This is a genomic window from Flavobacterium ammonificans (assembly GCF_020885975.1).
Lineage (GTDB): Bacteria > Bacteroidota > Bacteroidia > Flavobacteriales > Flavobacteriaceae > Flavobacterium > Flavobacterium ammonificans.
This window is the reverse complement of sequence record NZ_AP025183.1, coordinates 1194013-1219624: the sequence shown is the minus strand read 5'-3', so window position 1 is coordinate 1219624 and position 25612 is coordinate 1194013. Positions and strand designations below refer to the sequence as shown.

At 34.8% G+C, this 25612-nt stretch carries 28 protein-coding genes and 1 tRNA gene; 19 read left to right on the top strand and 10 right to left on the bottom strand.

Annotation, left to right across the window (positions count from 1 at the left end; translation table 11 throughout):
* Positions 1-171: 171 nt before the first annotated feature.
* Positions 172-453: a type II toxin-antitoxin system RelE/ParE family toxin gene (locus LPC23_RS05435; RefSeq protein ID WP_229328697.1), complete on the top strand. Its 282-nt coding sequence runs from the start codon at positions 172-174 to the stop codon at positions 451-453.
* A 12-nt stretch (positions 454-465) separates the two neighbouring features.
* Positions 466-765 (top strand): HigA family addiction module antitoxin, encoded by a 300-nt coding sequence (locus LPC23_RS05430; protein ID WP_229328694.1) that lies wholly within the window; start codon positions 466-468, stop codon positions 763-765.
* Positions 766-1000: 235 nt separating this feature from the next.
* Here LPC23_RS05430 and LPC23_RS05425 read toward each other — a convergent pair whose 3' ends face one another.
* Complete coding sequence (locus LPC23_RS05425; RefSeq protein WP_229328692.1) at positions 1001-3112, bottom strand: outer membrane beta-barrel protein; 2112 nt, start codon at positions 3110-3112, stop codon at positions 1001-1003.
* Positions 3113-3325: 213 nt separating this feature from the next.
* Positions 3326-4090 carry a prohibitin family protein gene (locus LPC23_RS05420; protein WP_229323358.1) on the bottom strand — a complete coding sequence of 255 codons (765 nt, stop codon included), beginning with the start codon at positions 4088-4090 and terminating at the stop codon, positions 3326-3328.
* A 166-nt stretch (positions 4091-4256) separates the two neighbouring features.
* Here LPC23_RS05420 and LPC23_RS05415 point away from each other — a divergent pair, with 166 nt between their 5' ends.
* From LPC23_RS05415 to LPC23_RS05380, 8 genes are all read left to right on the top strand, one after another.
* Complete coding sequence (locus LPC23_RS05415) at positions 4257-4667, top strand: DUF2721 domain-containing protein (protein ID WP_229323355.1); 411 nt, start codon at positions 4257-4259, stop codon at positions 4665-4667.
* A 1-nt stretch (position 4668) separates the two neighbouring features.
* Positions 4669-5562: an EamA family transporter gene (locus LPC23_RS05410; RefSeq protein WP_229328690.1), complete on the top strand. Its 894-nt coding sequence runs from the start codon at positions 4669-4671 to the stop codon at positions 5560-5562.
* Positions 5540-6175, top strand: a complete 636-nt coding sequence (locus LPC23_RS05405; RefSeq protein WP_229328688.1) for an alpha-ketoglutarate-dependent dioxygenase AlkB family protein — start codon at positions 5540-5542, stop codon at positions 6173-6175. The genes LPC23_RS05410 and LPC23_RS05405 overlap by 23 nt, the downstream gene beginning before the upstream one ends.
* A 31-nt stretch (positions 6176-6206) precedes the next feature.
* Positions 6207-7019, top strand: coding sequence for a sterol desaturase family protein (locus tag LPC23_RS05400; protein ID WP_229328685.1), 813 nt, complete (start codon positions 6207-6209; stop codon positions 7017-7019).
* A gap of 106 nt (positions 7020-7125) precedes the next feature.
* On the top strand, positions 7126-7404 hold the full coding sequence (locus LPC23_RS05395) for a DUF2805 domain-containing protein (protein WP_229323347.1): 279 nt from the start codon (positions 7126-7128) through the stop codon (positions 7402-7404).
* Between the two features lie 51 nt (positions 7405-7455).
* Positions 7456-8394 (top strand): alpha/beta hydrolase, encoded by a 939-nt coding sequence (locus tag LPC23_RS05390; protein ID WP_229328683.1) that lies wholly within the window; start codon positions 7456-7458, stop codon positions 8392-8394.
* Positions 8395-8448: 54 nt separating this feature from the next.
* On the top strand, positions 8449-10308 hold the full coding sequence (locus LPC23_RS05385) for a M61 family metallopeptidase (protein WP_229328680.1): 1860 nt from the start codon (positions 8449-8451) through the stop codon (positions 10306-10308).
* 113 nt (positions 10309-10421) lie between these two features.
* Complete coding sequence (locus LPC23_RS05380; protein WP_229328678.1) at positions 10422-11132, top strand: DUF4369 domain-containing protein; 711 nt, start codon at positions 10422-10424, stop codon at positions 11130-11132.
* 97 nt (positions 11133-11229) lie between these two features.
* Here the strand turns inward: LPC23_RS05380 and LPC23_RS05375 are convergent.
* The 5 genes from LPC23_RS05375 to idi all read right to left on the bottom strand — a co-directional run bounded on the left by LPC23_RS05375 (position 11230) and on the right by idi (position 13213).
* Positions 11230-11306: transfer RNA gene (locus tag LPC23_RS05375), tRNA-Thr, on the bottom strand.
* A gap of 78 nt (positions 11307-11384) precedes the next feature.
* Positions 11385-11651, bottom strand: coding sequence for a hypothetical protein (locus LPC23_RS05370; protein WP_229323339.1), 267 nt, complete (start codon positions 11649-11651; stop codon positions 11385-11387).
* A 151-nt stretch (positions 11652-11802) separates the two neighbouring features.
* Positions 11803-12264 (bottom strand): peroxiredoxin, encoded by a 462-nt coding sequence (locus LPC23_RS05365; RefSeq protein ID WP_229323337.1) that lies wholly within the window; start codon positions 12262-12264, stop codon positions 11803-11805.
* Positions 12265-12266: 2 nt separating this feature from the next.
* Complete coding sequence (locus LPC23_RS05360) at positions 12267-12674, bottom strand: 6-pyruvoyl trahydropterin synthase family protein (protein WP_229323335.1); 408 nt, start codon at positions 12672-12674, stop codon at positions 12267-12269.
* 11 nt (positions 12675-12685) lie between these two features.
* Positions 12686-13213 carry an isopentenyl-diphosphate Delta-isomerase gene (gene idi, locus LPC23_RS05355; RefSeq protein WP_229328676.1) on the bottom strand — a complete coding sequence of 176 codons (528 nt, stop codon included), beginning with the start codon at positions 13211-13213 and terminating at the stop codon, positions 12686-12688.
* 153 nt (positions 13214-13366) lie between these two features.
* Here idi and LPC23_RS05350 point away from each other — a divergent pair, with 153 nt between their 5' ends.
* Positions 13367-14458 carry a bifunctional methionine sulfoxide reductase B/A protein gene (locus LPC23_RS05350; protein ID WP_229328674.1) on the top strand — a complete coding sequence of 364 codons (1092 nt, stop codon included), beginning with the start codon at positions 13367-13369 and terminating at the stop codon, positions 14456-14458.
* 86 nt (positions 14459-14544) lie between these two features.
* Positions 14545-15846: an amidohydrolase gene (locus LPC23_RS05345; RefSeq protein ID WP_229328672.1), complete on the top strand. Its 1302-nt coding sequence runs from the start codon at positions 14545-14547 to the stop codon at positions 15844-15846.
* Positions 15847-15852: 6 nt separating this feature from the next.
* On the opposite strand, the gene LPC23_RS05340 is transcribed toward LPC23_RS05345, so the two are convergent.
* Positions 15853-17415, bottom strand: coding sequence for an NAD(P)/FAD-dependent oxidoreductase (locus LPC23_RS05340; RefSeq protein ID WP_229328670.1), 1563 nt, complete (start codon positions 17413-17415; stop codon positions 15853-15855).
* Between the two features lie 135 nt (positions 17416-17550).
* Between LPC23_RS05340 and LPC23_RS05335 the strand changes: the two genes are divergently transcribed.
* The gene (locus tag LPC23_RS05335) at positions 17551-17793 is read left to right on the top strand and encodes a hypothetical protein (protein WP_229328668.1); all 243 of its coding nucleotides are present in this window, start codon (positions 17551-17553) and stop codon (positions 17791-17793) included.
* Between the two features lies 1 nt (position 17794).
* Here the strand turns inward: LPC23_RS05335 and LPC23_RS05330 are convergent, their stop codons facing one another.
* The gene (locus tag LPC23_RS05330; RefSeq protein WP_229328667.1) at positions 17795-19990 is read right to left on the bottom strand and encodes a RecQ family ATP-dependent DNA helicase; all 2196 of its coding nucleotides are present in this window, start codon (positions 19988-19990) and stop codon (positions 17795-17797) included.
* Between the two features lie 84 nt (positions 19991-20074).
* Here LPC23_RS05330 and LPC23_RS05325 point away from each other — a divergent pair, with 84 nt between their 5' ends.
* The 5 genes from LPC23_RS05325 (at position 20075) to LPC23_RS05305 (ending at position 23260) form a co-directional block, all read left to right on the top strand.
* Complete coding sequence (locus tag LPC23_RS05325) at positions 20075-21040, top strand: KpsF/GutQ family sugar-phosphate isomerase (protein WP_229328665.1); 966 nt, start codon at positions 20075-20077, stop codon at positions 21038-21040.
* Positions 21040-21855: a twin-arginine translocase subunit TatC gene (tatC, locus tag LPC23_RS05320; protein ID WP_229328663.1), complete on the top strand. Its 816-nt coding sequence runs from the start codon at positions 21040-21042 to the stop codon at positions 21853-21855. Before LPC23_RS05325 ends, tatC begins: the two co-directional genes overlap by 1 nt.
* Positions 21848-22195 carry a carboxymuconolactone decarboxylase family protein gene (locus LPC23_RS05315; RefSeq protein WP_229328661.1) on the top strand — a complete coding sequence of 116 codons (348 nt, stop codon included), beginning with the start codon at positions 21848-21850 and terminating at the stop codon, positions 22193-22195. Before tatC ends, LPC23_RS05315 begins: the two co-directional genes overlap by 8 nt.
* Before the next feature lie 70 nt (positions 22196-22265).
* Complete coding sequence (gene lptB, locus LPC23_RS05310) at positions 22266-23006, top strand: LPS export ABC transporter ATP-binding protein (RefSeq protein WP_229328659.1); 741 nt, start codon at positions 22266-22268, stop codon at positions 23004-23006.
* A gap of 17 nt (positions 23007-23023) precedes the next feature.
* Complete coding sequence (locus LPC23_RS05305; protein WP_229328657.1) at positions 23024-23260, top strand: DUF5808 domain-containing protein; 237 nt, start codon at positions 23024-23026, stop codon at positions 23258-23260.
* Between the two features lie 8 nt (positions 23261-23268).
* Here LPC23_RS05305 and LPC23_RS05300 read toward each other — a convergent pair whose 3' ends face one another.
* The gene (locus LPC23_RS05300; protein WP_229331578.1) at positions 23269-23988 is read right to left on the bottom strand and encodes a CDP-alcohol phosphatidyltransferase family protein; all 720 of its coding nucleotides are present in this window, start codon (positions 23986-23988) and stop codon (positions 23269-23271) included.
* Between the two features lie 173 nt (positions 23989-24161).
* On the opposite strand from LPC23_RS05300, the gene LPC23_RS05295 reads away from it, so the two are divergent.
* Entirely contained in the window at positions 24162-25283 is a 1122-nt protein-coding gene (locus LPC23_RS05295; protein ID WP_229328655.1) for a lipoprotein N-acyltransferase Lnb domain-containing protein, read from the top strand.
* Positions 25284-25612 lie beyond the last annotated feature (329 nt).

Sequence of the window (25612 nt, the reverse complement as noted above, 5' to 3'; positions counted from 1 at the left end):
TAATAAAAGATTAATCTAGACGTTTCACTATTCACATTAGTACTATGTTAAAAACAGTGTTTTTTTCTAAAACCTCTTTTTCTGTTTATCCCACTTCAAAAATTCAACAACTTTTAGTGATTATAAAAAACAATTACTTATCTTTGGCGTTAGTATTGTAACGCGTGAGTAGTGATAAAAAGTTTTAGCAATAAAGAGACAGAGAAAATTTGGAATGGCATACAGTCAAAAAAATTGCCTTCCGAAATCCAAAATGTAGCTAGACGAAAATTAAGAATGATAAATAATGCTCAAAACATAACTGATTTGAGAATTCTACCCGCTAATCATTTAGAAAAATTGAGTGGCAACTTCTCTGGCCTTTATAGCATTAGAATTAATAATCAGTGGCGAATTATTTTTAATTGGGAAAACGACAATGCATACGAAGTACAAATTATTGATTATCATTAATAAATAAGTGTTATGGAAAATTTGAAAAACATACATCCTGGAGAAGTCTTAAAAGAAGAATTTCTTGAACCGCTTGGAATATCTGCCTATCGTTTGTCCAAAGAAACATTTATTCCTCAAACAAGAGTTAGTGAAATAGTAAAAGGTAAACGTAGAATCACTGCTGATACAGCGCTAAGACTTTCTCTGTATTTTGGAACTAGTGCTAAATTTTGGCTTGGCCTTCAAGATGATTATGACCTAGAAGAGGAAAATAACTTAAAGAAAAATGATTTCAAAAACATAAAACCAATTGAAAATAACGTTGTGTAATTTACAGTCTTTCAGTTGTAAAAACCCTCTATAATAAGTCTATCATCTTTAAATAACTAGTCATAAATATTTTTTTACCACATAAAAACATAGCAAAATCTATAATTAAAGATTAATCTAGACGTTTCACTCTTCACATTAGCACTATGTGATAAAGAGAGCTTTTTCTAAAACCTCTTTATCTATTTAAACAATTCTATGTTTCTATGTGGTTGAGAATAAATCAATCAAATAATTAATTTCCGATTATTCCGGAATCTTCTTTTTTATCCTTGTTCAATAAAATTGGAGTTTCTCTCGCTAATTTATTCTTCGTTGGAATCTTGTAATTTATACTAAATCCAAAACGACGGGTATCTTGTTTATTATTCAAAAATAAAGGAGTATTTACCGAGTTGAAAACAATGCGATTCGTATTCAATAAATCATCCACATTGATTGAAACAGACAATCGATCGTTGAAAAACTTCTTTGAGAAGGAAAGATCCAGCGAGTTATTAAAAGGTTTTTCTGCAAGGAAATAATAGTAATTCCCATTAGCTGTGATATAACTAAAATTGGTAACAAACTTAATTTTACTTGGTAAAACCAATTGTGACATTAGATTATAAATCCAAAAACCACGAGTATCCAAGCTAGGAATTTGATGCAACTGATAGGCTGCATATACAAATAGAAAGTTCATCTCATCTGGATTGACATTCATTTTCATTGTTTCTGCAATTCCTTTGGTAAACAACATATAGGGAATTGGCATTCCTATATTAAAATTATGCACTTTAAGTTCCGGTACATTCTCAAAAGTGTTGATTACCACATTCGAGCGAGGATTCAAATTTACTCTTTGTACTACTTGATTTCTGGCATTACTAACAGAATACCCGATAAATGCATAATCGTAAGCACTTAACTTGACTTCATAATTATCAAAAATAGTAGGCTGTAAATTAGGGTTACCTGTATTATCAATATTTTGATTTTGATAACTGGTGTTGTTTGGATTCAAAGCAGAGGTACTTGGCAATGTAATTTTCTTATTGTAGTTCACATTAAAGAAAACATTCTTGTTCAAATTGTACTGCGCACTTGCGTTGGGGAAGAAACGAAATTGTTGGAACGGAACTAATTCAGTAGTCAATGTCTTTCCAGTAATAGCATAATCTTCAGCACGTCCACCTACAATAAAACTCAAGCTTTTAAACTTGGTCTGTAATTCAAAATATCCTGCGGTAGTGCTTCTTTGATAATCTAAATTCGTAATTCCTTTGCTTTGAGTTTGAAAAATCAAATCATCACGAAGTGCTCCAAAGCTAAGTTTACCTTCATCAGAAAAAGAAATAGGCTGTGAATAATCAAATTTAAGATTCAAGTATTTTTGAAACGAAGAATTGTCAAGTATTGGCGCAACAATTCCGGCAGTATTTAACAAAAATTCATTGGTATTCTGGTTGAAATTCAGGACAAAATCCAACTTTTTTGACTTGTCATCAAATCGTTTTTGATAAGTAGCTACAGCATCTTGTCGAACCGTTTTTGAATTCGTCGCATCTATTGACGAAAAACCTAAACCGGTTGCTTCCGTATTACTATTGTTGTTATTTAAATTCAAATCGTAATTCAATAATAACCGGTCTTTTTTCAAATCAAATGTCAAAGACGATTTCATAAAGTTAGACCTCCCAAGTCGATCTGAATTAACCTTAGAAAGTAAAGTACTAAGCTGGTTTTCATTTTTAGTAAATGAACCCCAAGTAGCACTCTCTCTATAATTTTGACCCATATTTAATTGCCACCCAAAATACTTGTTCTTAGCATTAAGCAAAATACTATTGTTGACTCTCCATCTTAGGCGATCATAATTAGTGGTATTAACACTATTAGAGTAGGTAGCACTTAAGAATTTTTTGGCGTTTTTATTGGTAATGATATTTAAAATAGCGCCACCAGATGTAGCTGGAAATTCGGCACCTGGTTGGGTAATAATTTCAATTTTTTCAATTGCATTGGCTGGCATTCCTTCTAAAAATCCGTTCAGTTCATTGGAAGAAATATTTAACGGACGTCCGTCCATAAACACCTCTAATTGTTTTCCTTGATACATCATTCCGGCAATATCTGAAGCAATTAATCCCGGCAATTTTTTCAATCCTTCTAAAACCGAACCTGAGTTCAAACTCGGCTGGCTAGCAAAATCAAAAATGGTACGATCGGCTTTTTGCTCAATGGCTTTTTTACTTTTTGTAATAGTAACTTCCTTGAGTTCTTCTGCTTTTTTTGTAGTTTCTTGAGCAGTAAGTTGGAAAACTGTACCAAATAATAAGGCTTGTAAAATAATTATCTTTTTCATTTTAAAATTATTGTTCGATGATTTAGTAGCAATTTCCCTTTTTTGTTACACAATTAAGCTGGAAAATTGAAAAAAAAGTAACAACAACTAAAAAAATTAAGACGAACTTGAATACAATCAATCATAAAAAAAGTCGCCTTTTCAAGAGAACTCGAAAAGGCGACTACTACTTAGCTTACTAATTCACTAAATAATCAAAAACAAACCATTCATTTATTGGTTAATTAAAAAAGGTGTTTTACCATCGGTAACAATTATTTTTGCATTCGGTGAGTTGGATAGTTCCTTGAACGCATCAATACTCCTTAATTTAATTATTTCGTTAGTTAATCCTTCTGAAAGAATTTTTTGAGCGTCTCTGGTTCCTTTTGCTTCAATAATTTTTCTTTCAGCTTCAAATTTTTCTTGTTGCAACACAAACTCCATTCGCATAGCATCTTGCTCTGCTTGTAATTTATTTTCAATTGACTGAGAAAGCCCCTGAGGCAATTGAATACTTTTCATTAAAACAGATTCGATAACAATTCCTTTGGCTAAAAGATTGCCAGCCATTTTCTTAAGAATATCTGTTTCAATTTCAGATCTTTTCCCAGAGTGCATGTCTTTGGCAAAATACTGTGAACAAACATCTGCTGAAGCTGATCTAAAAACGTTAGCAATGATACTCTCACTGTTTAAACCTAAATCATTGACGATTTTTACCACTTCATTTTTTTCCAATCGATACAAAATAGAAATTTGAGACATAATACTTAAACCTTCCTTACTTGGTAGGTTGAGCGTCAGTTCTAAATTTCTTGTTTGGATTGATGTTCTAACAATCTTAGAAGTAAATGGATTAAAAAAAACAGGCCCCTGAGGATAGATCTCATTAGAAAGTTTACCTAATCTTTGCTTTAACCCAACTTCTCCTGGCTTAATAGTTACACAACTACTAACAGCTAAACTAATTACTAAAATCAAACTAATTTTTTTCATGGTATTTTTTTTTATTTTCAAATTTCGTAAAAATTATTCATAAGTTTTTATTCATATTTACAATGTTATGTATAAATAATTTTTATTTATAAAATTAAGTTTGGAGTTCAATTCATTTAATAAAAAAGATTAGCGAACTTTGTCGTTCAATACAATTCAAAACGAAATGACACTAGAAATTGGAACTCCAGCATTACTTTTTTCTGCTACCTCATTAATTTTGCTAGCCTACACCAATCGTTTTTTAACAATAGCAAGCATCATTCGTGGTTTAAAGAAAGTCTATAAAGAAAAAGAAAACAGCATGATTTTATTGGAAATCAAGAACCTTAACTTGCGATTAACTCTAATTCGTTACATGCAAATGGCTGGTGTGCTGTGCTTGTTTTTATCCGTTTTTGCTATGCTTTTATTGTTTTTTGACGAACAAAATATTAGCATATACTTCTTCGGTATGAGTTTGTTAAGCTTATTAATTTCTTTAGGATTGTCGTTTTGGGAAATCAGTATTTCTGTGAATGCTTTGCGTTTGCATCTAAGCGATTTATCTGAAATGGAAAAAAAACAAATTCATTAAAATGACGCGTAAATCAAAACTAAAAGGCGTTTTACTTATTGCACTTGGAGCTTCAAGCTATGGCATGTTAGCTACTTTTGTGAAAATAGCCTATTCAGAAGGTTTTACCACTCCCGAAGTGACTATAGCGCAATTTACCTATGGAATTTTAGGAATCGTACTTATCAATACGATTCAAAAATCACAAAATAAAAATCAAGCGACTACAGCTTCAACCAAAACGATCATCCAACTCATGATAGCGGGAACTTCGCTTGGTATGACTAGTGTTTTTTACTATTTGGCTGTGAAATATATTCCCGTTTCTATTGCAATTGTACTGCTAATGCAAACGGTTTGGATGGGCGTACTATTTGAAATGCTGCTGGAAAAGAAAATGCCTTCTGCTCAAAAAATCATTTCGGTTTTTGTGGTACTTGTAGGAACTGCTTTGGCAACGAATATTATCGAAAATAAATTGGTAACAGATTGGCGTGGTATTGTACTTGGATTGCTATCTGCAGCTTCGTTCACTACTACCATGTTTACCGCAAACCGAGTAGGTATTGGTGTATCATCGGCACAACGCAGTTTGTTTATGTTGTTAGGTGGTGCCGTCATTGTATTCGGATTTGCCATCGCCAACCAAACGGGAGATTTCCAATTCGAAATCTTTGCCAAATGGGGAATTATTCTAGCGCTTTTTGGTACTATTATTCCGCCTTTATTATTCAATGCAGGCTTTCCGCTAACAGGAATTGGATTAGGCAGTATTGTTTCGGCTTTAGAACTACCTGTTTCCGTATTAATGGCTTATTTCCTTTTGAATGAAAACATCAACACTTGGCAATGGATCGGAATTGTGTTAATTATCTTGGCTATTGTCATTATGAATGTCAATTATAAAAAAGACTAGTATTTTGGAATCGCTATTTAATTTCAAATCAGAACCTCTTTTACTCGACTTGCCAGACGCTGAGATTATATATTATCCTCAGTTTTTTGACAAAGAACAAGCAGACAAAATATATACCGAATTACTCCAAGAAATAGCTTGGCAACAAGATACTATCACAATTTACGGAAAAACACATCCGCAACCGCGATTGACTGCTTTGTATGGGAATGAAGGAAAACCCTACTCCTATTCCAATATCACGATGCATCCGCAGCCTTGGAATTCACTTTTGCAAAAAATAAAATACTACATTGAGGCTACCACAGAATGCCAATTCACGAACGTTTTACTCAATCAATATAGAGATGGTAAAGACAGTAACGGTTGGCACGCCGATAACGAAAAAGAATTGGGTCACAACCCTATTATTGCCTCACTTAGTTTTGGTGCTGAACGGGTTTTTCAACTCAAACACAACACGATAGTTGATGCAAAAAAGAGCATTACATTAGAACACGGAAGCCTTTTATTGATGAAAGGAAGTACACAACATTTTTGGAAACACCAAATTCCAAAAACAGCTAAACCTGTTGGCACAAGAATTAATCTAACCTTTCGCTCAATTGAATAATTGTTTATATTTGAATTCAAATTATACAATTATGGACACTATTATATCTTACTTTTCGACCATTCCCTCTTCGCATCGAAGCTTAATTTTAGTGAGCGGAATTACTATTTTCTGGTTGATTGAAAACGCATTTCCGTTATTCAATTTTAAATACCGTAGATGGCATCATGCGGGAATTAATATATTCTTTACTTTAACCACCATCATCGTTAACTTTTGTTTGGCTTTCATTTTATTGCAAGTAGCCGATTGGTCGGTGAACAATAATTTTGGAATTTTACAATGGTTACCTGAAATGCCGATTGGAGTTTATGCCTTAGTTGGGCTGTTATTACTTGATTTAATTGGGGCTTATTTGGTGCATTTGGTTGAACACAAAGTAAAAATACTGTGGCGTTTTCATTTGATTCACCATACCGATACTTGGATAGATACGACTACAGCTAACCGTCACCATCCAGGCGAAAGTGTGATTCGATTTGTATTTACCACCTTAGGAGTACTTTTGGTTGGAACACCAATGTGGTTAGTTTTTTTATACCAAACACTTTCTGTAGTAGCCACTCAATTCAATCATGCCAATATTGCTTTACCTAAAAAAGTGGATTTGTATTTGAGTTACTTCATAGTATCTCCAGATATGCACAAAGTACACCACCATTATGTGATGCCGTATACAGATAGTAATTATGGTAATATTTTCTCTATTTGGGATCGCTTATTTGGCACTTTTAAGGTTTTACCAAGGGAAGAAATTGTCTTTGGTGTGGATACTCATATGCAACCTCATGAGCACAATGATTTGAAGAATTTATTAAAAATACCTTTTCAGAAAAAAAAGTAAACGGACAAGTTGAAGTAATTATTTTTTTTATTAATATTGATTTCTATTTAAAAACTAAACAACTAAATAAATTATAAATTAAATTGATCTGAATTATTTTCACCTCATGAAAAAGAGTAGCCGTAAAGAATTAAATTGGGAAGAGACGGAAAAACTGATGACTTTAGCCCTAGAAGAAAGAAACCCTTTTGAAATTATCAAAAAAGAATTTGGACTGGTAGAAAAAGAGGTTTTAGAAATTATGAAAAAGAAAATGCCCGCAGAAAAATTCGAAATGTGGAAAAAGAAAGCGGCTGCCAACAAACCAAAACCAAAACCTGTAAAAATTGATGATTTTGACGATGAATTGGATGGTAAATATTATATCAAAAATAAATTAGACTAAAATACAGAACTCCTGAATAACAGGAGTTTTTTTTATACGTCCAGCAAACCCATGAGAAAAATCGCTATTTCATTATTCCTTATAGTATCTACATCTTCTTTTTCACAAGTCACAGCAGCCTTTACTAAAGAGAATATAACAGTAAATTCCTTGTTGAACGGTAGTTTGTATACTCCAAACCAACAGAACAAAAAACTAAATTTAGTCATTCTCATAGCTGGTTCAGGTCCAACAGATCGCGATGGCAATCAAATGGGGCTATCCAATAATTCCTTGAAACTTTTAGCCGAAGCCCTAGCCAATAATGGTATTGCAGTGTACAGTTATGACAAACGAATATTTGCTCAAATGGCTAGTGGTAAACTAGACGAATCGAGTTTATCTTTCGATAACTTTATTGACGATGCTAAAGCTGTAATTCAACACTTCAAAAATCAAAAAAAATACAACAGCATTACCGTTGCAGGACATAGCGAAGGCGCTTTAATTGGTATGGTGGCTGCCAATGGCAATGCTGATGCCTATATCTCAATTGCTGGAGCAGGTCGCCCAATTGATGAAGTTCTCTTGGAACAAATTGAAAAGCAAGCCCCTTTCTTAAAAGAGGAAGTCCAGAAAAATTTAGAAACACTAAAAAACGGCACTACCTTCGAATTAAAAAATCAAATGCTAGCTTCTTTATTTAGAGCAAGTGTGCAACCCTATATGATTTCGTGGATCAAATACAATCCGCAAACTGAAATCAAAAAACTACAGATTCCAACCCTGCTAATCAACGGTGACAAAGACATTCAAGTAAGTGTGCAAGACGCTCAATTATTACAACAAGCCAAACTGAATGCTCAACTCCATATTATTCAGAATATGAATCATGTATTTAAAGAAATAAAAGGGGACGATGCAGAAAATAAAGCGGCTTACACGAATCCTGATTTACCTATTAGCATTGAATTATCTTCAATAATTACTACTTTTATTCGCTCGTTGTAAACTGTAACAATTACAGCAGACCTGATACTAATAACCCAATCTAAATTATTCAAAATGAAAAAATCAATTATTGCATTAGCTCTAGTGGCTTTTCTTTGGAACAACCAAGTGGCAAACGCCCAAAAAAAGGCTACTCCAAAACAAGATATTAAAGTAGGCATTGACCTTATCGATGTGAAAGACGATAAAGTAAAAGTGACTGTAAAATCTCCGAAATTTACTGCGGATAAAATTACCTATAGTATTCCTAAAATTGTTCCAGGAACGTATTCTGAGGATAATTACGGAAAATACATAGAAGATTTTAAAGCCTTTGATGCAAAAGGAACTGCACTAGCGGTAACAAAAACGGACGACAATACCTGGTCTATTTCCAATGCTAAAAATTTAGCGACTATTACCTATTTGGTAAATGACACTTTCGACACTGAAAAAGGCGGTGGATTTGGAACTGATATTTTTTCTCCTGCTGGAACCAATATCGATGCCGGAACTAATTTTGTAATCAACACACATGGATTTGTAGGGTACTTCCAAGACAAAAAAGACTTGCCTTATCAAGTTACTATCACGCATCCGGAGACACTTTGGGGAGCAACTTCTATGATTGATACTGACGCCAGTGCAACCAAAGATGTTTTCAATACGCCTCGTTATGCTGAATTAGTAGAAAATCCAATTATGTATGCCAAACCGGATTACACCTCATTTAATGTAAACGGAATGGAAATTCAAATTGCAGTTTATTCGCCTTCAGGAAAAGTAACAGCAGAAAGCATTACTCCTGAAATGAAAAAAATGATGACGGCTCAGAAAACATTTTTAGGCGATATCAATGCTACTAAAAAATACTCTGTTTTATTGTACTTATCGTCTATGAAACCAGAAGATGCAAAAGGATTTGGAGCATTAGAACATCCTACAGCTACTACTGTTGTACTACCTGAAATGATGCCTCTTGATGAGTTACAAAAATCGATGATTGATGTGGTATCTCATGAATTTTTCCATATTCTAACCCCATTAACAATCCATTCTAACGAAATTCAATACTTTGATTACAATGCACCTAAAATGTCACAACACTTGTGGATGTATGAAGGTGTAACGGAATATTTTGCTAATTTGTTCCAAATCAATCAAGGATTAATTGACGAAACTGACTTTCTAAATCGTATGGCAGAAAAAATCGAACAAGCAAAAAACTTAGACGATAAAATGCCATTCACCACTATGAGTGCCAATGTATTGAAGAGTCCATATAAGGACCAATACTTAAATGTCTACCAAAAAGGTGCTTTAATAGGAATGTGTATTGATATCATTATCCGTGAAAAAAGTAATGGAGAAAGAGGTATTTTGAGCTTAATGCAACAACTATCAAAAGAATATGGTGTAGAAAAAGCTTTCAATGACGACGAATTATTTGCAAAAATCACTGCACTAACCTATCCAGAAGTAGGAAACTTTTTAAGTACTTATGTATCGGGACCAACACCAATTCCCTATGAGATTTTCTTAGCCAAAGTGGGAGTAACTAAAACTAATGATAAAAAAGCGGGTAACGTATTCTTAAAAGGACAATCGCCTTACATTACCGTTAATCAAGCCACTAAAGAAATTTTAGTGCGACCTGATACAGAACTAATCGATTTCTATAAAAAATTGGATTTAAGAGTTAATGATATTATTTTAGCTATTAATGACAAAGCATACACATTAGATAACATTTATGAAATGATTGGGGAAAGCGAAAACTGGAAAGAAAACGATGCTATTACTGTAAAAATCAAAAGAGACGGTAAAGAACAAATCCTAACTGGAAAAGTAAGCTTGCCTTATGAAGAAGTAGAAGGTTTAAAAGCAACTGACAGTGCTAAAACCAATATGAAAAATGCTTGGTTAAAAGGATAAAAAAATAGTTTTTCCTACAATAATCCCAATTTAGAAATAGATTGGGATTTTTTTTATAATTCAAACTCGCTTTCCAACAATTTTCGTTATTTTGCGCCAAAATACAAATACCCATGAAAAAAATAAGTATCGCTTTAGTAGCCGCTTCACTATTATTTGCTTGTTCTGAAAAGAAATCAGAAAACAACCTCCACCTTACAGGAACTATTAAAGGATTAAAAAAAGGAACTTTATATGTTCAAAGAGAAAAAGACAACAAACTTGTTGCAATAGATACGATTAAAATTGAGGGAAACTCCAGTTTTGAAACTGATATAGAATTAAAATCTCCAGAGATGTTGTATCTTTTCTTAGATCGAGGAGTAACCAATTCAATGGATAATAACCTTTACTTTTTTGCTGAACCTGGCAATGTAAACATTGAAACTAATTTAGAGAACTATTTAGCCGATGCAAAAGTAACAGGTTCTAAAAACCAGGATTTATATTATGATTTCAAAAAGATAGATCGCCGCTTTCAAGAAGAAAATTTAACTCTAATTGAAAAAAAATTCAATGCTCAGAAGAATAATAATGCTAAAGAAGTGGACCGAATCATCAACTTACAGGAATCCAACATAAAAAGAAAGTACCTGCACGCAGCTAATTTTGCTATCAATAACAAAGAGAATGAAGTAGCTCCTTATATCGCACTTTCTGAAATTTATGACATCAATTTGAAATACTTAGATACGATTCAAAAATCAATGTCACCAAAAGTAGCCAAATCGCTATACGGGAAAAAATTGACGGATTATATTGCTACTATCAAAAAGCAACAATAAAAATCGAATCCATACAAAAACAAAAACCGACAATTAATTGTCGGTTTTTTTGTGGAATAGTATGAAATAAAAAAACCATAACTTTCGTTATGGTTTTTGGAGCCGGCGGAGGGACTCGAACCCACGACCTGCTGATTACAAATCAGCTGCTCTAGCCAACTGAGCTACGCTGGCAGCGTATTACGGGTGCAAATATAATTCTGAATTTCTATTTTCCAAAATAAATAAGCACTTTTTTACGGTTTTTTTCGACTATAATTCGTTGATTTTAGCAATCAATTGATTAGCAGTTTGTTCCAATTCTACATTGATTTGTTTGAAATGCGCTTTTTTGTTTTCAACGTTTTTAGCGTTAACTTTTGTGATCAATAAATCGAAAGCCGCAATAGCTTCATCGATTAAAGCATTAGTCTCAGGTGTAGGAACTCCTGAAGTAGAAATTTCAAATAAATATACTGCTTCAATAATATCTCCTAAAACGTAGTTGATGTCTTTCTTTAAATTCTTAACGTTTGCCATTTTACTTTTAATTTTAATTTGCGTGTGCAAAAGTACACATAATCTTTCTATTCCTTACTACGAAATGTAAATTTCTAAAATTGAAGCTTTTCCATTGAACCTACACTTAGTTAGCGCAGCTGGAATAGGTCTCAATCAAAATGTTATTGGTTTACTGAGCCACTATTTTTTTTACTGCGGCAAGTGCTTTGGGTAAATGCTGACCTGCTAACATACTATTAAAAACATATTGAACAACACCTTCCGTATCGATTACATAAGTAACTCTTCCAGGCAACATTCCGAAAAGAGAGGTGGGAACACCAAACAATCTTCGGAGTTTTCTATCTGAATCAGACAGCAGTAAAAAAGGCAACTTATATTGTTTAGTAAACTTTTGATGAGAAGCTAAACTGTCGCCACTTACACCAATTACCTCAGCACCAAGATCTAAAAAATCTTCGTATTGATCCCTAAAACTACAAGCTTGTGCAGTACATCCTGGCGTATTGTCTTTTGGATAAAAATAAAGTACCAAAGGCTTTTTACCAATGATAGTAGTGCTATCAAAGTTAGCTCCATTAGTATCTGTTGCAGTAAATTGAGGCACTTTATCGCCTATTGCTAATGCCATACTTATCCTTTAAAGGTTACAAAATTACGTGGTGTTTCATACAAAACCACTTCTAAGTCGTGAGCTGCAGGAATGCGTTTTCTAATTTTATTCCAAATTACGACAACAATATTTTCAGCCGTAGGATTTAAATCTTGAAACTCAGGAACATCTAAATTCAAATTTTTATGATCCATTTGGTTTTCGACTTCTTCCTTAATAATGTCTGAAAGAATCTTAACATCCATTACATAACCCGTTTCTGGATCAATCTCGCCAGTTACACTCACTATCAATTCGTAATTGTGACCGTGAAAATTCGGATTGTTACATTTCCCAAAAACGGCATTATTTTGTTCAAATGACCAATCTTTTCTGTACAATCGGTGTGCCGCATTAAAGTGGGCTTTTCTTGAAATCGTAACTCTCATTGGTAAGTGTTTTATAGGGTGTGTTCTTCTAAAAAATGATAAAATTCGTCAAAAATGATTTTGAACCAAATGGTATACAAATCAGGATTATTCTGAATATCGGATTTAACCGCCTCTATAGGCATCCATTTCCAATCCTCTACTTCCTCAGTATTTATATTGGGTGCGTCATTGTAATACCCAATCATCACATGGTCCAACTCATGTTCTGTTAAACCATTATCAAAAGGCGCTTTGTAAATAAAATGAAATAATTCTTTGAGCTCCGTTTTAAAACCCATTTCCTCAAAAAGGCGTCGACTACCCGCCTGAATATTTGTTTCGCCTTCACGTTGATGACTACAACAAGTATTCGTCCATAAAAGCGGAGAATGGTATTTGTGATGCGCACGTTGTTGCAACATAATTTCGTTTTTGCTATTCAATACAAAAACAGAAAAAGCACGATGCAAAACCGCTTTTTCATGGGCTTCCATTTTTGGCATTAAGCCAATGGGCTCATCTCTTTCGTTAACTAAAATTACATTCTCTTCAATCATACAAAACTATTGGTTCCCAAAAATACAAAAAAGAAGGGGTACAACCGCTGATTTTTTATTTTAAACAAAGTTTAACGAATGTCTAATCTACAAAAGTGTTAAATTTACATACCTATAAATCACCAACCAGTAAAAAAACAAACAATCAATACTATGAAATATTACTTTCTATTGCTCGTTCCCTTGCTATTTTTTTCTGCATGTGGTCAAACAACAAAACAAAAAAAATCCAAAACTACTGTTATGTCAAATACTATTTCTAAACCTGAAAATCCATACTATTCCAATACTGATACTGCAAAACTAACTGTTTCTAATGCCGAGTGGAAAAAAATCCTCTCTCCTGATTTGTACGCAGTTGCACGTGAGGCCGATACCGAAAGAGCTTTTACCGGAACGATGTGGAATGACGAAACCAAAGGAACTTATTATTGTGCTACTTGTGGGTACAAACTATTTCAGTCCAATCAAAAATTTACTAGCAGTTGTGGCTGGCCTAGTTTTTTTGAACAAGAAAATAAAGAAAGTATTGTCTTTAAATTAGACAAATCCTACGGAATGATTCGCACCGAAGCGCTATGTGGCAGATGCGACAGCCATTTAGGACATTTGTTTAATGACGGTCCAGAACCAACAGGAAAAAGATATTGTATGAATGCTATTTCACTTGATTTTGTTCCAGATTCGGCGCCCGTAGCAAAAAAAGGAGCCTTTAAAACGATTACTATTGGAGGAGGTTGTTATTGGTGTGTTGAAGCAGTATACGACAATCTAAAAGGGGTTCAATCGGTTGTTTCAGGATATGCTGGTGGTCGCACTGAAAATCCAACCTATGAGGAAGTTTGCTCAGGAACAACAGGACATGCAGAAGTTGTTCAAATTACCTATGATCCAACTCAAACCAATACGGATGAAATTTTCAAAGTATTTTTTACCGTTCACGATCCAACCACACTGAACCGTCAAGGTGCTGATGTAGGAACGCAATACCGTTCGGTTATTTTTTATACGAACGAAAAAGAAAAACAAGAGGCACACAACATCATTAACGCCTTAGAGACATCTAAAGTATACGACAGTCCTGTTGTAACTACGATTGAACCACTTACTCAATTCTATAAAGCCGAAGACTATCACCAAGACTATTACAATAACAACAAAAGTCAACCCTACTGCAAAATGGTAATTCAACCCAAAATTGAAAAATTTGAAAAATTATTTAAGAGTCGCTTGAAAAAACAATAAAAAGTAGTTGCAGTCTTTTTGCTTAAAGTACAACTAAAGATTAGTTTTTGTACATTTGGTTATTACACATTCTTATAATAACCCAAATGAAAAAACTAATCTTCTTTTTTTTCCTAGCAATAACCTCTATTGCTCAATCTCAAAATACGCTTCTTAAATCAAAAATAGCTCAAAAAGCAGCAGCTCTTGAGCAACAAGTTATTCAATGGAGACGAGACTTTCATCAACATCCTGAATTAGGCAATAGAGAATTTCAAACTGCCGAAAAAATTGCGACCTATTTAAAAAGTATTGGCATACAAGTGCAAACTGGTGTTGCAAAAACCGGTGTTGTCGGACTATTAAAAGGAGGCAAACCAGGTCCCGTTGTAGCACTTCGCGCAGATATGGATGCATTACCAGTAAAAGAAAGAGTAAACCTTCCTTTTGCATCTAAAGCAGAAGGCGAATATAACGATCAAAAGGTAGCAGTAATGCACGCTTGTGGACATGATACGCATGTTGCTATGTTGATGGGAACAGCGACTATTCTTGCTGAATTACGAAAAGAAATTAAAGGAACTGTCAAATTTATTTTTCAACCCGCTGAAGAAGGTGCTCCAGAAGGTGAAGAAGGTGGTGCCGAACTAATGGTGAAAGAAGGAGTCTTGGAAAATCCAAAAGTAGATGTGATTTTTGGACTTCATATCAACGCTCAAACTGAAGTAGGTAAGATAAAATACCGTCCAAAAGGCACCATGGCGTCTTCGGATTGGTTCAAAATAAAAGTGAGTGGTAAACAATCGCATGGCGCAACACCTTGGCAAGGGATTGACCCAATTGTAACTTCATCTCAAATTATTCTTGGTTTGCAAACCATAGTAAGCAGAAACATGGCGCTTACTGAAAATGCTGCTGTGGTAAGTGTGGGTCAAGTGAATGCAGGTATCCGAAGTAATATTATTCCTGAAGAACTAAACATGAGTGGTACCATTCGAACTCTTGACAGCAAAGCGCAAGACTATATACACTCCAGAGTGAAACAAATCGCCACTAACATTGCCGAAAGCGCTGGAGCAACCGCAGTAGTAGACATTACAAAGAAAACATTGATAACTTATAATGACCCTAGCTTAACTGAAAAAATGGTTCCAACATTAGAAAGTTCAGCAGGAAAAGAAAATGTAATTCTAACGGAAGCCGTAACTGGTGCTGAAGATTTTTCATTCTATCAGGATAAAATTCCAGGCTTGTTCTTTTTCCTTGGGGGAATGCCAAAAGGGAAAAAAGCCGAAGAAATGCCTTCGCATCATACCCCTGATTTTTATATCGATGAAAGTGGATTCGTTCTGGGCATGAAGTCTATGGCCAACCTTACCATAGATTATATGGATAAGGCCTCAAAATAATTGTTTTTATAAATTTAAACTTTCGGCAATTTTCAAAGCACATTTTTCGCCATCAATAGCAGCCGAAATAATGCCGCCTGCATAACCAGCTCCTTCACCGCAAGGATACAATCCTTTGATTTGTAAATGCTCTAAACTAATTCCATCTCTCGGAATTCGTACAGGCGAAGAGGTACGCGATTCAGGCGCATGCAAAATGGCATCATTAGTCAAATATCCTTTCATCGATTTTCCAAATTCGGTAAATCCTTCACGCAGTATTTGACTTAAAAATCCAGGAAACACCTGTCCCATTTCTACTGAAGTAGTTCCGGGTACATAAGACGTAGGAGGAATACTTGCAGACACTTTATTCTGAGTAAAATCAATCATTCGTTGGGCAGGAACACGCTGTGTTTGACCAGCTAAATGCCATGCTTTTTGTTCGATGCTTTTTTGAAATTCCATTCCGGCCAAAGCACCAAATTTTTCAAAAGGTTTAAAATCTTCTAACTTCAATTCGATGACAATTCCCGAATTAGCGGTAGCCTGATCTCTTTTAGAAGGCGACCATCCATTGGTTACCACCTCACCCGGACTTGTAGCACATGGTGCAATAACGCCACCCGGACACATACAAAAAGAATACATGCCTCGACCGCCCACTTGTTTAACAATCGAATAGGGCGCTGGTGGTAAATGTTCGCCACGGTAATCACAACTGTATTGAATGCTATCTATTAGCGATTGTGGATGTTCTGCTCGCACTCCTAAAGCAAATGGTTTGGCTTCAATCAGTACTTTTTTGCGATCCAACATTTCAAAAATGTCACGAGCCGAATGCCCTGTTGCTAAAATCATTTTATTGGCGGATATAGTATCGCCATTTTGAGTTACCACACCTTGGACTTCGTTATTTTTAATCAAAATATCCGTTACACGGGTTTCAAACATAACTTGTCCGCCACATTCGATTATCTTTTCACGGATATCCTGAATAATTTGAGGCAATTTGTTGGTTCCAATATGCGGATGTGCCTCCACTAAAATATCGGGTGTGGCACCAAAAGCGACTAACAATTCCAATATTCGGGTAACATCTCCACGCTTTTTAGAACGAGTATACAGCTTCCCATCTGAATAGGTTCCTGCTCCCCCTTCGCCAAAACAATAATTGGAATCTTCATTGACAATATGGTCCCGATTAATGGCTTTCAAATCACGACGACGACCGCGAACATCTTTTCCGCGTTCTACCACAATGGGTTTTAATCCCAATTCTATCAATTGCAAGGCTGCAAAAAGGCCAGCTGGTCCTGCGCCAATAACAATTACTTCTTGTTTATTTGTAACATTAGGATAATCCGGAAGCGCTATCGATGATTCTTGAAAAGTTTCGCCTTGCAAATAAATTACAACTTTTAAATTGACTTTGATGGCTTTTTGACGCGCATCTATAGAACGTTTTACTATAGCAATATGTTGAATATCATCTACTCCAACCTTTATTTGTTTGGACAAATGCTCTTGCAACAAGGCAGTATTTGCAGCTATTTCGGGACTAACTTGAAGTAAAAGTTCTTTAGGCATTGGGTATGGATTAATTATTGTAAAGCCTATTTAGCAAAACAATTGGCAAAAATAACATTTTGAAGTGAATTCGGTCAATCAAAATACCAACCATTTTACTTTAGAGTTTGTACCTTTGCAACTCAATTGCAAAAAATGGAAAGAAAAATTAAATTAATTTGGGATTTTAGAGGACCAGCTGCGGCTAAAACTGCAGAACATCATGAAATTCATTTAAAAGAATATAGTACTATTGAAAAGTTACCAATCAATATCACTGGGTATCAAATACTCAATGATATGTATGCAATTGCCTTTATGGTAGTAACAGACGACTATATGATCTCGGTTCGTGATGCCTTAAAACCTCATAGAGGCGAACTATATGAAGAAAAATAAATTAATTAGCCACTTCGCTAATGAATTTAATACGCATCAAACGCAGTTCATCAATATCGTATTCTCCATCAAATTCTTTCAGTGCATCTTCTATTTTATCCGAATCTGATTCCATAAAATAATCATGAATTTCTTCTTGCTGATCGTCATCTAACATGTCGTCAATCCAATATTTGATGTTCAATTTGGTTCCAGAATAAACAATCTGTTCCATCTCTTTTATCAAATCATCCATCGACATTCCTTTTGCGGAAGCAATATCATCAAGTGAAAGTTTACGATCAATATTTTGAATGATGTACAATTTATTGGCTGAATTCACACCCGTAGATTTAACGACTAAATCGTCAGGGCGAATGATATCATTATCCTCTACATAACGGCTAATTAAGGCTAAAAATGGTGCTCCATATTTTTTGGCTTTTCCTTCTCCAACACCGTGAATGTTTGTTAATTCATCAAGTGAGATTGGATATTTCAAAGCCATATCTTCTAGAGATGGATCTTGGAAAACTACAAAAGGAGGTACCCCTAGGTTTTTCGCTTCTTTTTTACGCAACTCCCGTAACATTGCCATCAAAGCCTCATCAGCAGTTCCAGAGGCACTAGCAGCACTTACAATAGCATCGTCCTCAGTTTCATTGTATTCGTGATCCTCAGACATCAGGAATGAAATCGGGTTGTTGATGAAATCCAAGCCTTTATCCGTAATTTTTACGATACCATAGGTTTCGATATCTTTGGCCAAATAGCCATCAACCAAAACTTGTCGTAGCAGAGCCATCCAGTATTTTTCATCATGATCTACACCACAACCAAAAAAGGATTGCGAATCGGTTTTGTGCGCTTTAATCACTGCATTTACTCGGCCAATCAAAGTAAACACTACTTCTTTAGACTTGTACAAATGCTTCGTATCTCTTACCACTTCAAGTAATTTAACTACTTGATTTTTGGCTTCTACTTTATTTTTCGGATTACGAACATTATCATCCATGTCGGCTCCTTCTCCTGTTTCGCTATCAAATTCTTCTCCGAAATAATGTAATAAAAATTTACGTCTGGACATCGAAGTTTCAGCATAAGCGACTACTTCTTGCAATAAAGCAAATCCAATTTCTTGTTCTGCAACGGGTTTACCCGACATAAACTTTTCTAATTTCTCTACATCTTTGTATGAATAGTAGGCTAAACAATGACCTTCGCCCCCATCGCGACCAGCACGACCTGTTTCTTGGTAATAACTTTCTAATGATTTTGGAATATCGTGGTGAATTACAAAACGTACATCCGGTTTATCAATTCCCATACCAAACGCAATAGTTGCCACTACTACTTCTACATCTTCCATCAAAAACATGTCTTGATGTTTGGCACGTGTTTTGGCATCCAATCCAGCATGGTACGGAACAGCACTAATGCCATTCACCTGCAACACCTCGGCAATCGCTTCTACTTTTTTACGGCTTAAGCAATAAATTATTCCTGATTTACCTTTATTTTGTTTGATAAAACGGATAATATCCGATTCAATATTTTTGGTTTTTGTTCGTACTTCATAGTACAAATTAGGTCTGTTAAAAGACGCTTTATAAGTAGTAGCATCAGACATATCTAAATTTTTCAATATGTCTTCCTGCACTTTTGGAGTTGCCGTAGCGGTCAACCCAATAATAGGCACATCACCTAACTGTTTTATTATATAACGTAAATTTCGGTATTCCGGTCTAAAATCATGTCCCCATTCCGAGATACAATGCGCTTCGTCAATGGCTACAAAAGAGACTTTAACCGATTGAAGAAATTGAACGTATTCGTCTTTAGTAAGAGATTCTGGAGCAACATACAATAATTTTGTAATACCCGCCGTAATATCGTTTTTAACTTGAGTAATTTCTGTTTTCGTTAATGAAGAATTTAATACGTGAGCAATGCCATTTTCAGAAGATAAACTCCGAATAGCATCTACCTGATTCTTCATTAAAGCAATTAATGGAGACACCACAATGGCTGTCCCTTCTTGAATCAAAGCAGGTAATTGGTAACAAAGTGATTTACCGCCTCCCGTGGGCATAATAACAAAAGTATTTTCTTTATTCAAAATACTTTTAATTACTGGTTCTTGCAGTCCCTTGAATTGTCCGAAGCCAAAATACTTCTTTAATTCTTTATGGATATCAATTTCGTTTGAATTCATTATTTACTGTGTGGTATTTTGTATAAATTTGCACCACATAAAGATACTATTTTCTTTTACAAACACAAATTTAACTATTCTGTTTTGACAACAACATCAAATATTTTGGCAAGTGCCAAAAAAACGATACTCTCTGAGAGCCTATCCATCTCAAAATTAGCCGATTTACTCGATGCTAATTTTGTTGCTGCGGTAGAAAAAATATACCAATCCAAAGGTCGATTAGTGGTTACGGGTATTGGCAAAAGCGCTATCATTGCTCAAAAAATGGTGGCTAGTTTCAATTCGACTGGTACACCATCACTTTTTTTACATGCTGCCGAAGCCATTCATGGCGATTTAGGTATGCTTCAAGAAGAAGACGTTGTTATTTGCATTTCTAAAAGCGGCAACAGTCCTGAAATTAAAGTTTTAGTTCCGTTATTAAAACGCTTTGACAATCTTTTGATTGCTATCACTGGAAATATGAGTTCGTTTTTAGCGCAAGGATCTGATATAGTTTTAAACACAACTGTAGACAGCGAGTCTTGTCCAAATAATTTAGCGCCTACCAATAGCACTACTGCTCAATTGGTTATGGGTGATGCTTTAGTAGTATGTTTGATGGAAATGCGCAACTTCAAAGCAGAAGATTTTGCCGTGTACCATCCAGGAGGCGCATTGGGTAAAAAATTATTACTTCGCGTAAAGGACATGCTCGAAAACTCCTTGAAACCTATGGTGGCTCCTGATGCTCCAATCAAAAAAGTAATTTTCGAAATTTCAGAAAAACGATTAGGAGTAACCGCCGTTGTAGAAAACAATAAAGTAATCGGAATCATAACTGATGGCGATATCCGACGTATGTTAAACGAAAGAGATAGCTTTTCCGATCTAACAGCAAAGGACATCATGACCCAAAATCCAAAAACTACTTCTTCTGAAGCGATGGTTATTGATGCTTTTCATTTGATGGAAAATTTTAAAATTACCCAATTGATTGTAGTAGACGATTCAGAATTCAAAGGCGTATTGCATTTACACGATATTTTAAAAGAAGGAATTATATAATGGCAAAGAAAGATTTGAACGAAATGTCGTTTTTAGATCATCTAGAAGAACTACGATGGTTGTTGGTTAAGAGTACTATTGGCATTTTGGTAATGGCTACAGTGACTTTCTTCGTGAGCGACTTTATCTTTAATGATGTCATTTTTGGGCCAACCAAAGCGGATTTTATTACTTACCGATTTTTTTGTGATTTATCACACCAATTGGGTTTTGCCGATAGTATTTGCGTAACTGAAATGGCTTTCATCATTCAAAATACGAATATGGAAGGTCAAATCAATATTTTAATTTGGACTTGTATCACCGCGGGTTTCATTTTAGCTTTTCCTTTTATTTTGTGGCAAATCTGGCAATTTATTAGCCCCGCTTTGTATGAAAAAGAAAAAAAGCATGCTAAATTGTTTGTGTTCACCTCATCCATTCTTTTCTTTTTAGGAGTATTATTTGGTTATTTTGTTATTGTACCCATGTCGGTCAACTTTTTTGCCACCTTTACTGTCAGTGATGTCATTAAAAATCAGTTTAGCGTCGACTCTTACATTGGAATGCTCAAAACAAGTGTAATTGCCTGTGGTTTGTTTTTTGAATTGCCTATCATTATTTACTTTTTAACCAAATTAGGTTTGGTCACCCCTACTTTTTTAAGAAAATACTGGAAGTACGCTGTAATTATCATTTTAATTGTAGCCGCGATTGTTACTCCGCCCGATGTGGTGAGTCAAATTATCGTTACCATCCCTATGTTAATTATATATGAAGCAAGTATTTTAATTTCTAAAATTGTAATCCGAAATAAAAACAAAGAAAATGGCTGATATTGTAGAAGAATTTAATGAGTACCGTTCTAAAATGAACGAGAAATTATTGGCAGACAATAACAAAATTGTCAAAAGAATCTTTAACTTGGACACAAATGCCTATGCCGAAGGCGCTTTGGATGTAAAAACAAAAGAACTTTTAGGCCTTGTTGCTTCAGCAGTATTGCGTTGTGACGACTGTGTTAAGTATCATTTGGAAACTAGTCACAAAGAAGGCGTAACCAAAGAAGAAATGATGGAAGCCATGGGAATTGCTACCCTTGTTGGCGGAACTATTGTGGTCCCTCATTTGCGTAGAGCATACGAATTTTGGGAAGCTTTAGAGAATAATCAATAATATACCAATGCATCGATGTAACAATAAACCAATTATTACATTTACTAATTGAATAATTTACACATTTAAAATGATATTAAGAGCAGACAATTTGGTAAAAACCTATAAAGGCCGTAGCGTTGTTAAGGGTATTTCGGTGGAAGTAAACCAAGGAGAAATCGTAGGTCTCTTAGGCCCTAATGGTGCAGGAAAAACGACTTCATTTTACATGATTGTAGGTTTAGTGAAACCCAATTCAGGCAGTATTCATTTAGACAATTTGGATATCACTGATTATCCCATGTACAAAAGAGCTCAGGCTGGAATTGGTTATTTAGCACAAGAAGCTTCTGTTTTTAGAAAACTAAGTATTGAAGATAATATTTTAAGCGTATTACAATTAACCAACCTTTCAAAAGCTGAACAAGAAGCCAAAATGGAAAGTTTAATTGCCGAATTCAGTCTGGAACACATACGCACCAATCGAGGTGATTTACTTTCTGGAGGAGAAAGACGACGTACTGAAATTGCCCGTTGTTTGGCCACCGACCCGAAGTTCATCTTACTAGACGAACCTTTTGCAGGTGTAGATCCAGTAGCTGTAGAAGATATTCAACGCATTGTAGCACAATTGAAAAATAAAAACATTGGTATCTTAATTACCGATCATAATGTTCAAGAAACCTTAGCTATTACTGACAAAACTTACTTAATGTTTGAAGGAGGTATTCTTAAAGCAGGAATTCCGGAAGAATTAGTAGAAGACGAAATGGTACGCCGAGTGTATTTGGGACAGAACTTCGAATTGAGAAAGAAAAAATTAGAATTCTAATTCGGCATTAAGAACAAATGGAGCAACCGGACAAAGAGACTTTAGAAAAATGGCAAAAAGATCCGAATAATTGGAAATGGGGTTGCTTGTATTACAACAAAGAAGACCAACGTTTATTACCTCCTAAACGTCAAGAATGGATGGGATTAACAATTAATTTTGCTAATCCAAAGTCGGTTTTGGTTTTGGTATTTATGCTTCTTTTCTTCCTACTCATTGTGCTGTTAGCAACAAAAAAAGGACATTCTAACTAAAAGATTTGTCATTTTGATGCTAGTACATTGGTAATTACCGATAGTAGAACATACAATACTATTACCAAAGGAATTCCGGCATATTGAAAACTAGCAATTAAAACTACCGAACTTAGCAAAAATCCAATCTGAAGGGCATTTTTCTTTATACTCATTTGCTTGATTTTCAATGAGAATAACGGAATTTCAGCATTCAGCATATACACGCTAAGCAAAGTGATTCCGATCAAAACGAAAGGATTCGTTAACAATTCCAATACAAAAAAAGAATCCAAATTACGTAACACCAAAGGTAAACTCAAAATAAATAGGGCATTGGCAGGGGTTGGCAAGCCAATAAATGAGTCGGTTTGACGGGTGTCAATATTGAAATTGGCCAAACGATAACAAGACCCTAAAGTAATAAAAAAACCTACAAATGGAAATGGCTCAACGATCCAACCTAATTTCGGATACCCACTCGAGCTTCCCATCAACTGATACATAACAATTCCTGGAACAACACCACTGGTCACCATATCGGCTAATGAATCCAATTGCAATCCTAAGGGACTAGATACATGAAACAAGCGCGCAAAAAAACCATCAAAAAAGTCCAAGAAAATACCTAAGCTTACAAAATAAAAAGCCATTTCGAACTCTTTGTTCAGCGCAAATACCATGGCAATACAACCACAGAAAAGATTGAGTAAGGTAATCGTATTAGGTACCTGTTTTTTTATCGTCATCATACTGTTTAATTAACTGTCTTGGGAGGCAAATTTAATACAATTAGTGAATGCTAAAACCTTTGACCTCTGTTTTTTCTCTTGAACTACTGGTTTATCAATATTTGTAGGCTATAAATAGTAACTCTTTGTAAAAAAGTTTAATTTTGAAAGCAATAGCAATATACCCAACTATGAAATTTCTTAACCTGCAAAAAATAATTCTATTCACACTCTTTTGGATGAGTATTCCGTTGAGTTTTTCACAAACAATTTCCCTTTCGAAAGAAGCCGAAATAAGTGTATTGACCTGCGGAACTAGTACTGAAGTGTATGCCTTGTTTGGTCATACTGCCATTCGGGTAAAGGACAAAGCAAATGGGATAGATGTAGTATATAATTATGGTGCCTTTGATTTTGGTACCCCAAATTTCGCCCTAAAATTTGCCAAAGGCAATCTCCAATATTTTGCAGTAGCCAATTCATATACTGACTTTATTACTAATTATAGCTACGAAAAACGTTCCGTATACGAACAAGTACTTCGCCTTTCGGCCACACAAAAACAACGATTATTTGACTTATTAAATAAATCATTATTACTGGAAAATCGCGAATACACCTATAAATTCATTGACCAAAACTGTACGTCAATGACAGTAGACGTAATTAACAAAGCGCTTACTAAAAATATAATTGTAAAAAAAGGAGATACAACTACAACTTATAGAAGCATCTTATTCCCTTATTTCAACAATCATTTTTATGAGCAATTAGGAACTAGTATTCTTTTCGGTACCAAAACAGATCAAGCTGGAACTGCTATTTTTCTGCCATTTGAATTAAAAGAAAGTTTGGATCAGATCCAATTAGGCCAAAGTCCTATTGCAAAAGAAAACAGAACCCTTTTGGAATTTGAACCAAAAACCAATTCCTCTTGGTGGAACAATCCGTATACTTACCTAATCGTATTAGCATTTGTACTTCTCATAAACAAAAGAACAACTGACACTATTTATTTGGCTAGTATAGGAGTGTTGGGAATTGCATTTATCATTTTAGGCCTCTACTCTACCCACTTAGAACTAGGCAACAATTACAACATCTTGTTATTCAATCCTTTTTTACTTGTTCTACTAGCATTTGCAAAAGCTAAAAATGTAAACGGAATACGATATACACTTTGGCTCAACTTGTTTGCACTAGTAATCTATTCGCTACTACTTATCAACAAAGCACATCTTTGGATAGTAACTCCTTTGATTATTACTAGTTGTGTTGTATTAGTAAGAGGTTTTTGGAAAAAAGAAATATAATTTACAAGGTACGATATACGATGTACGATCTGTGATCCCGAAGCTTTGGGACGATTTGGGAATGTAGCAATTTAAAAATGAAACAATTCCTAATGTTTAATTTGAGAGAGTGTTCAGGATTCAGCTCAAAGTGTTCAGGTTGTACTACTTAAATGAACTGTAACAGAGCAAAGCGACTTTCTTATATTGACTTATATTTCCTTATATGACTTATATGGTTCCAAATTAAACACAAAGAGCACAAAGAAGACTCAAAGACTCACTAAAATTAGAATAATTGAATAATTTAAAAATGTTACAATTCGTCTATCTAGCGCTAGACGTTCCCC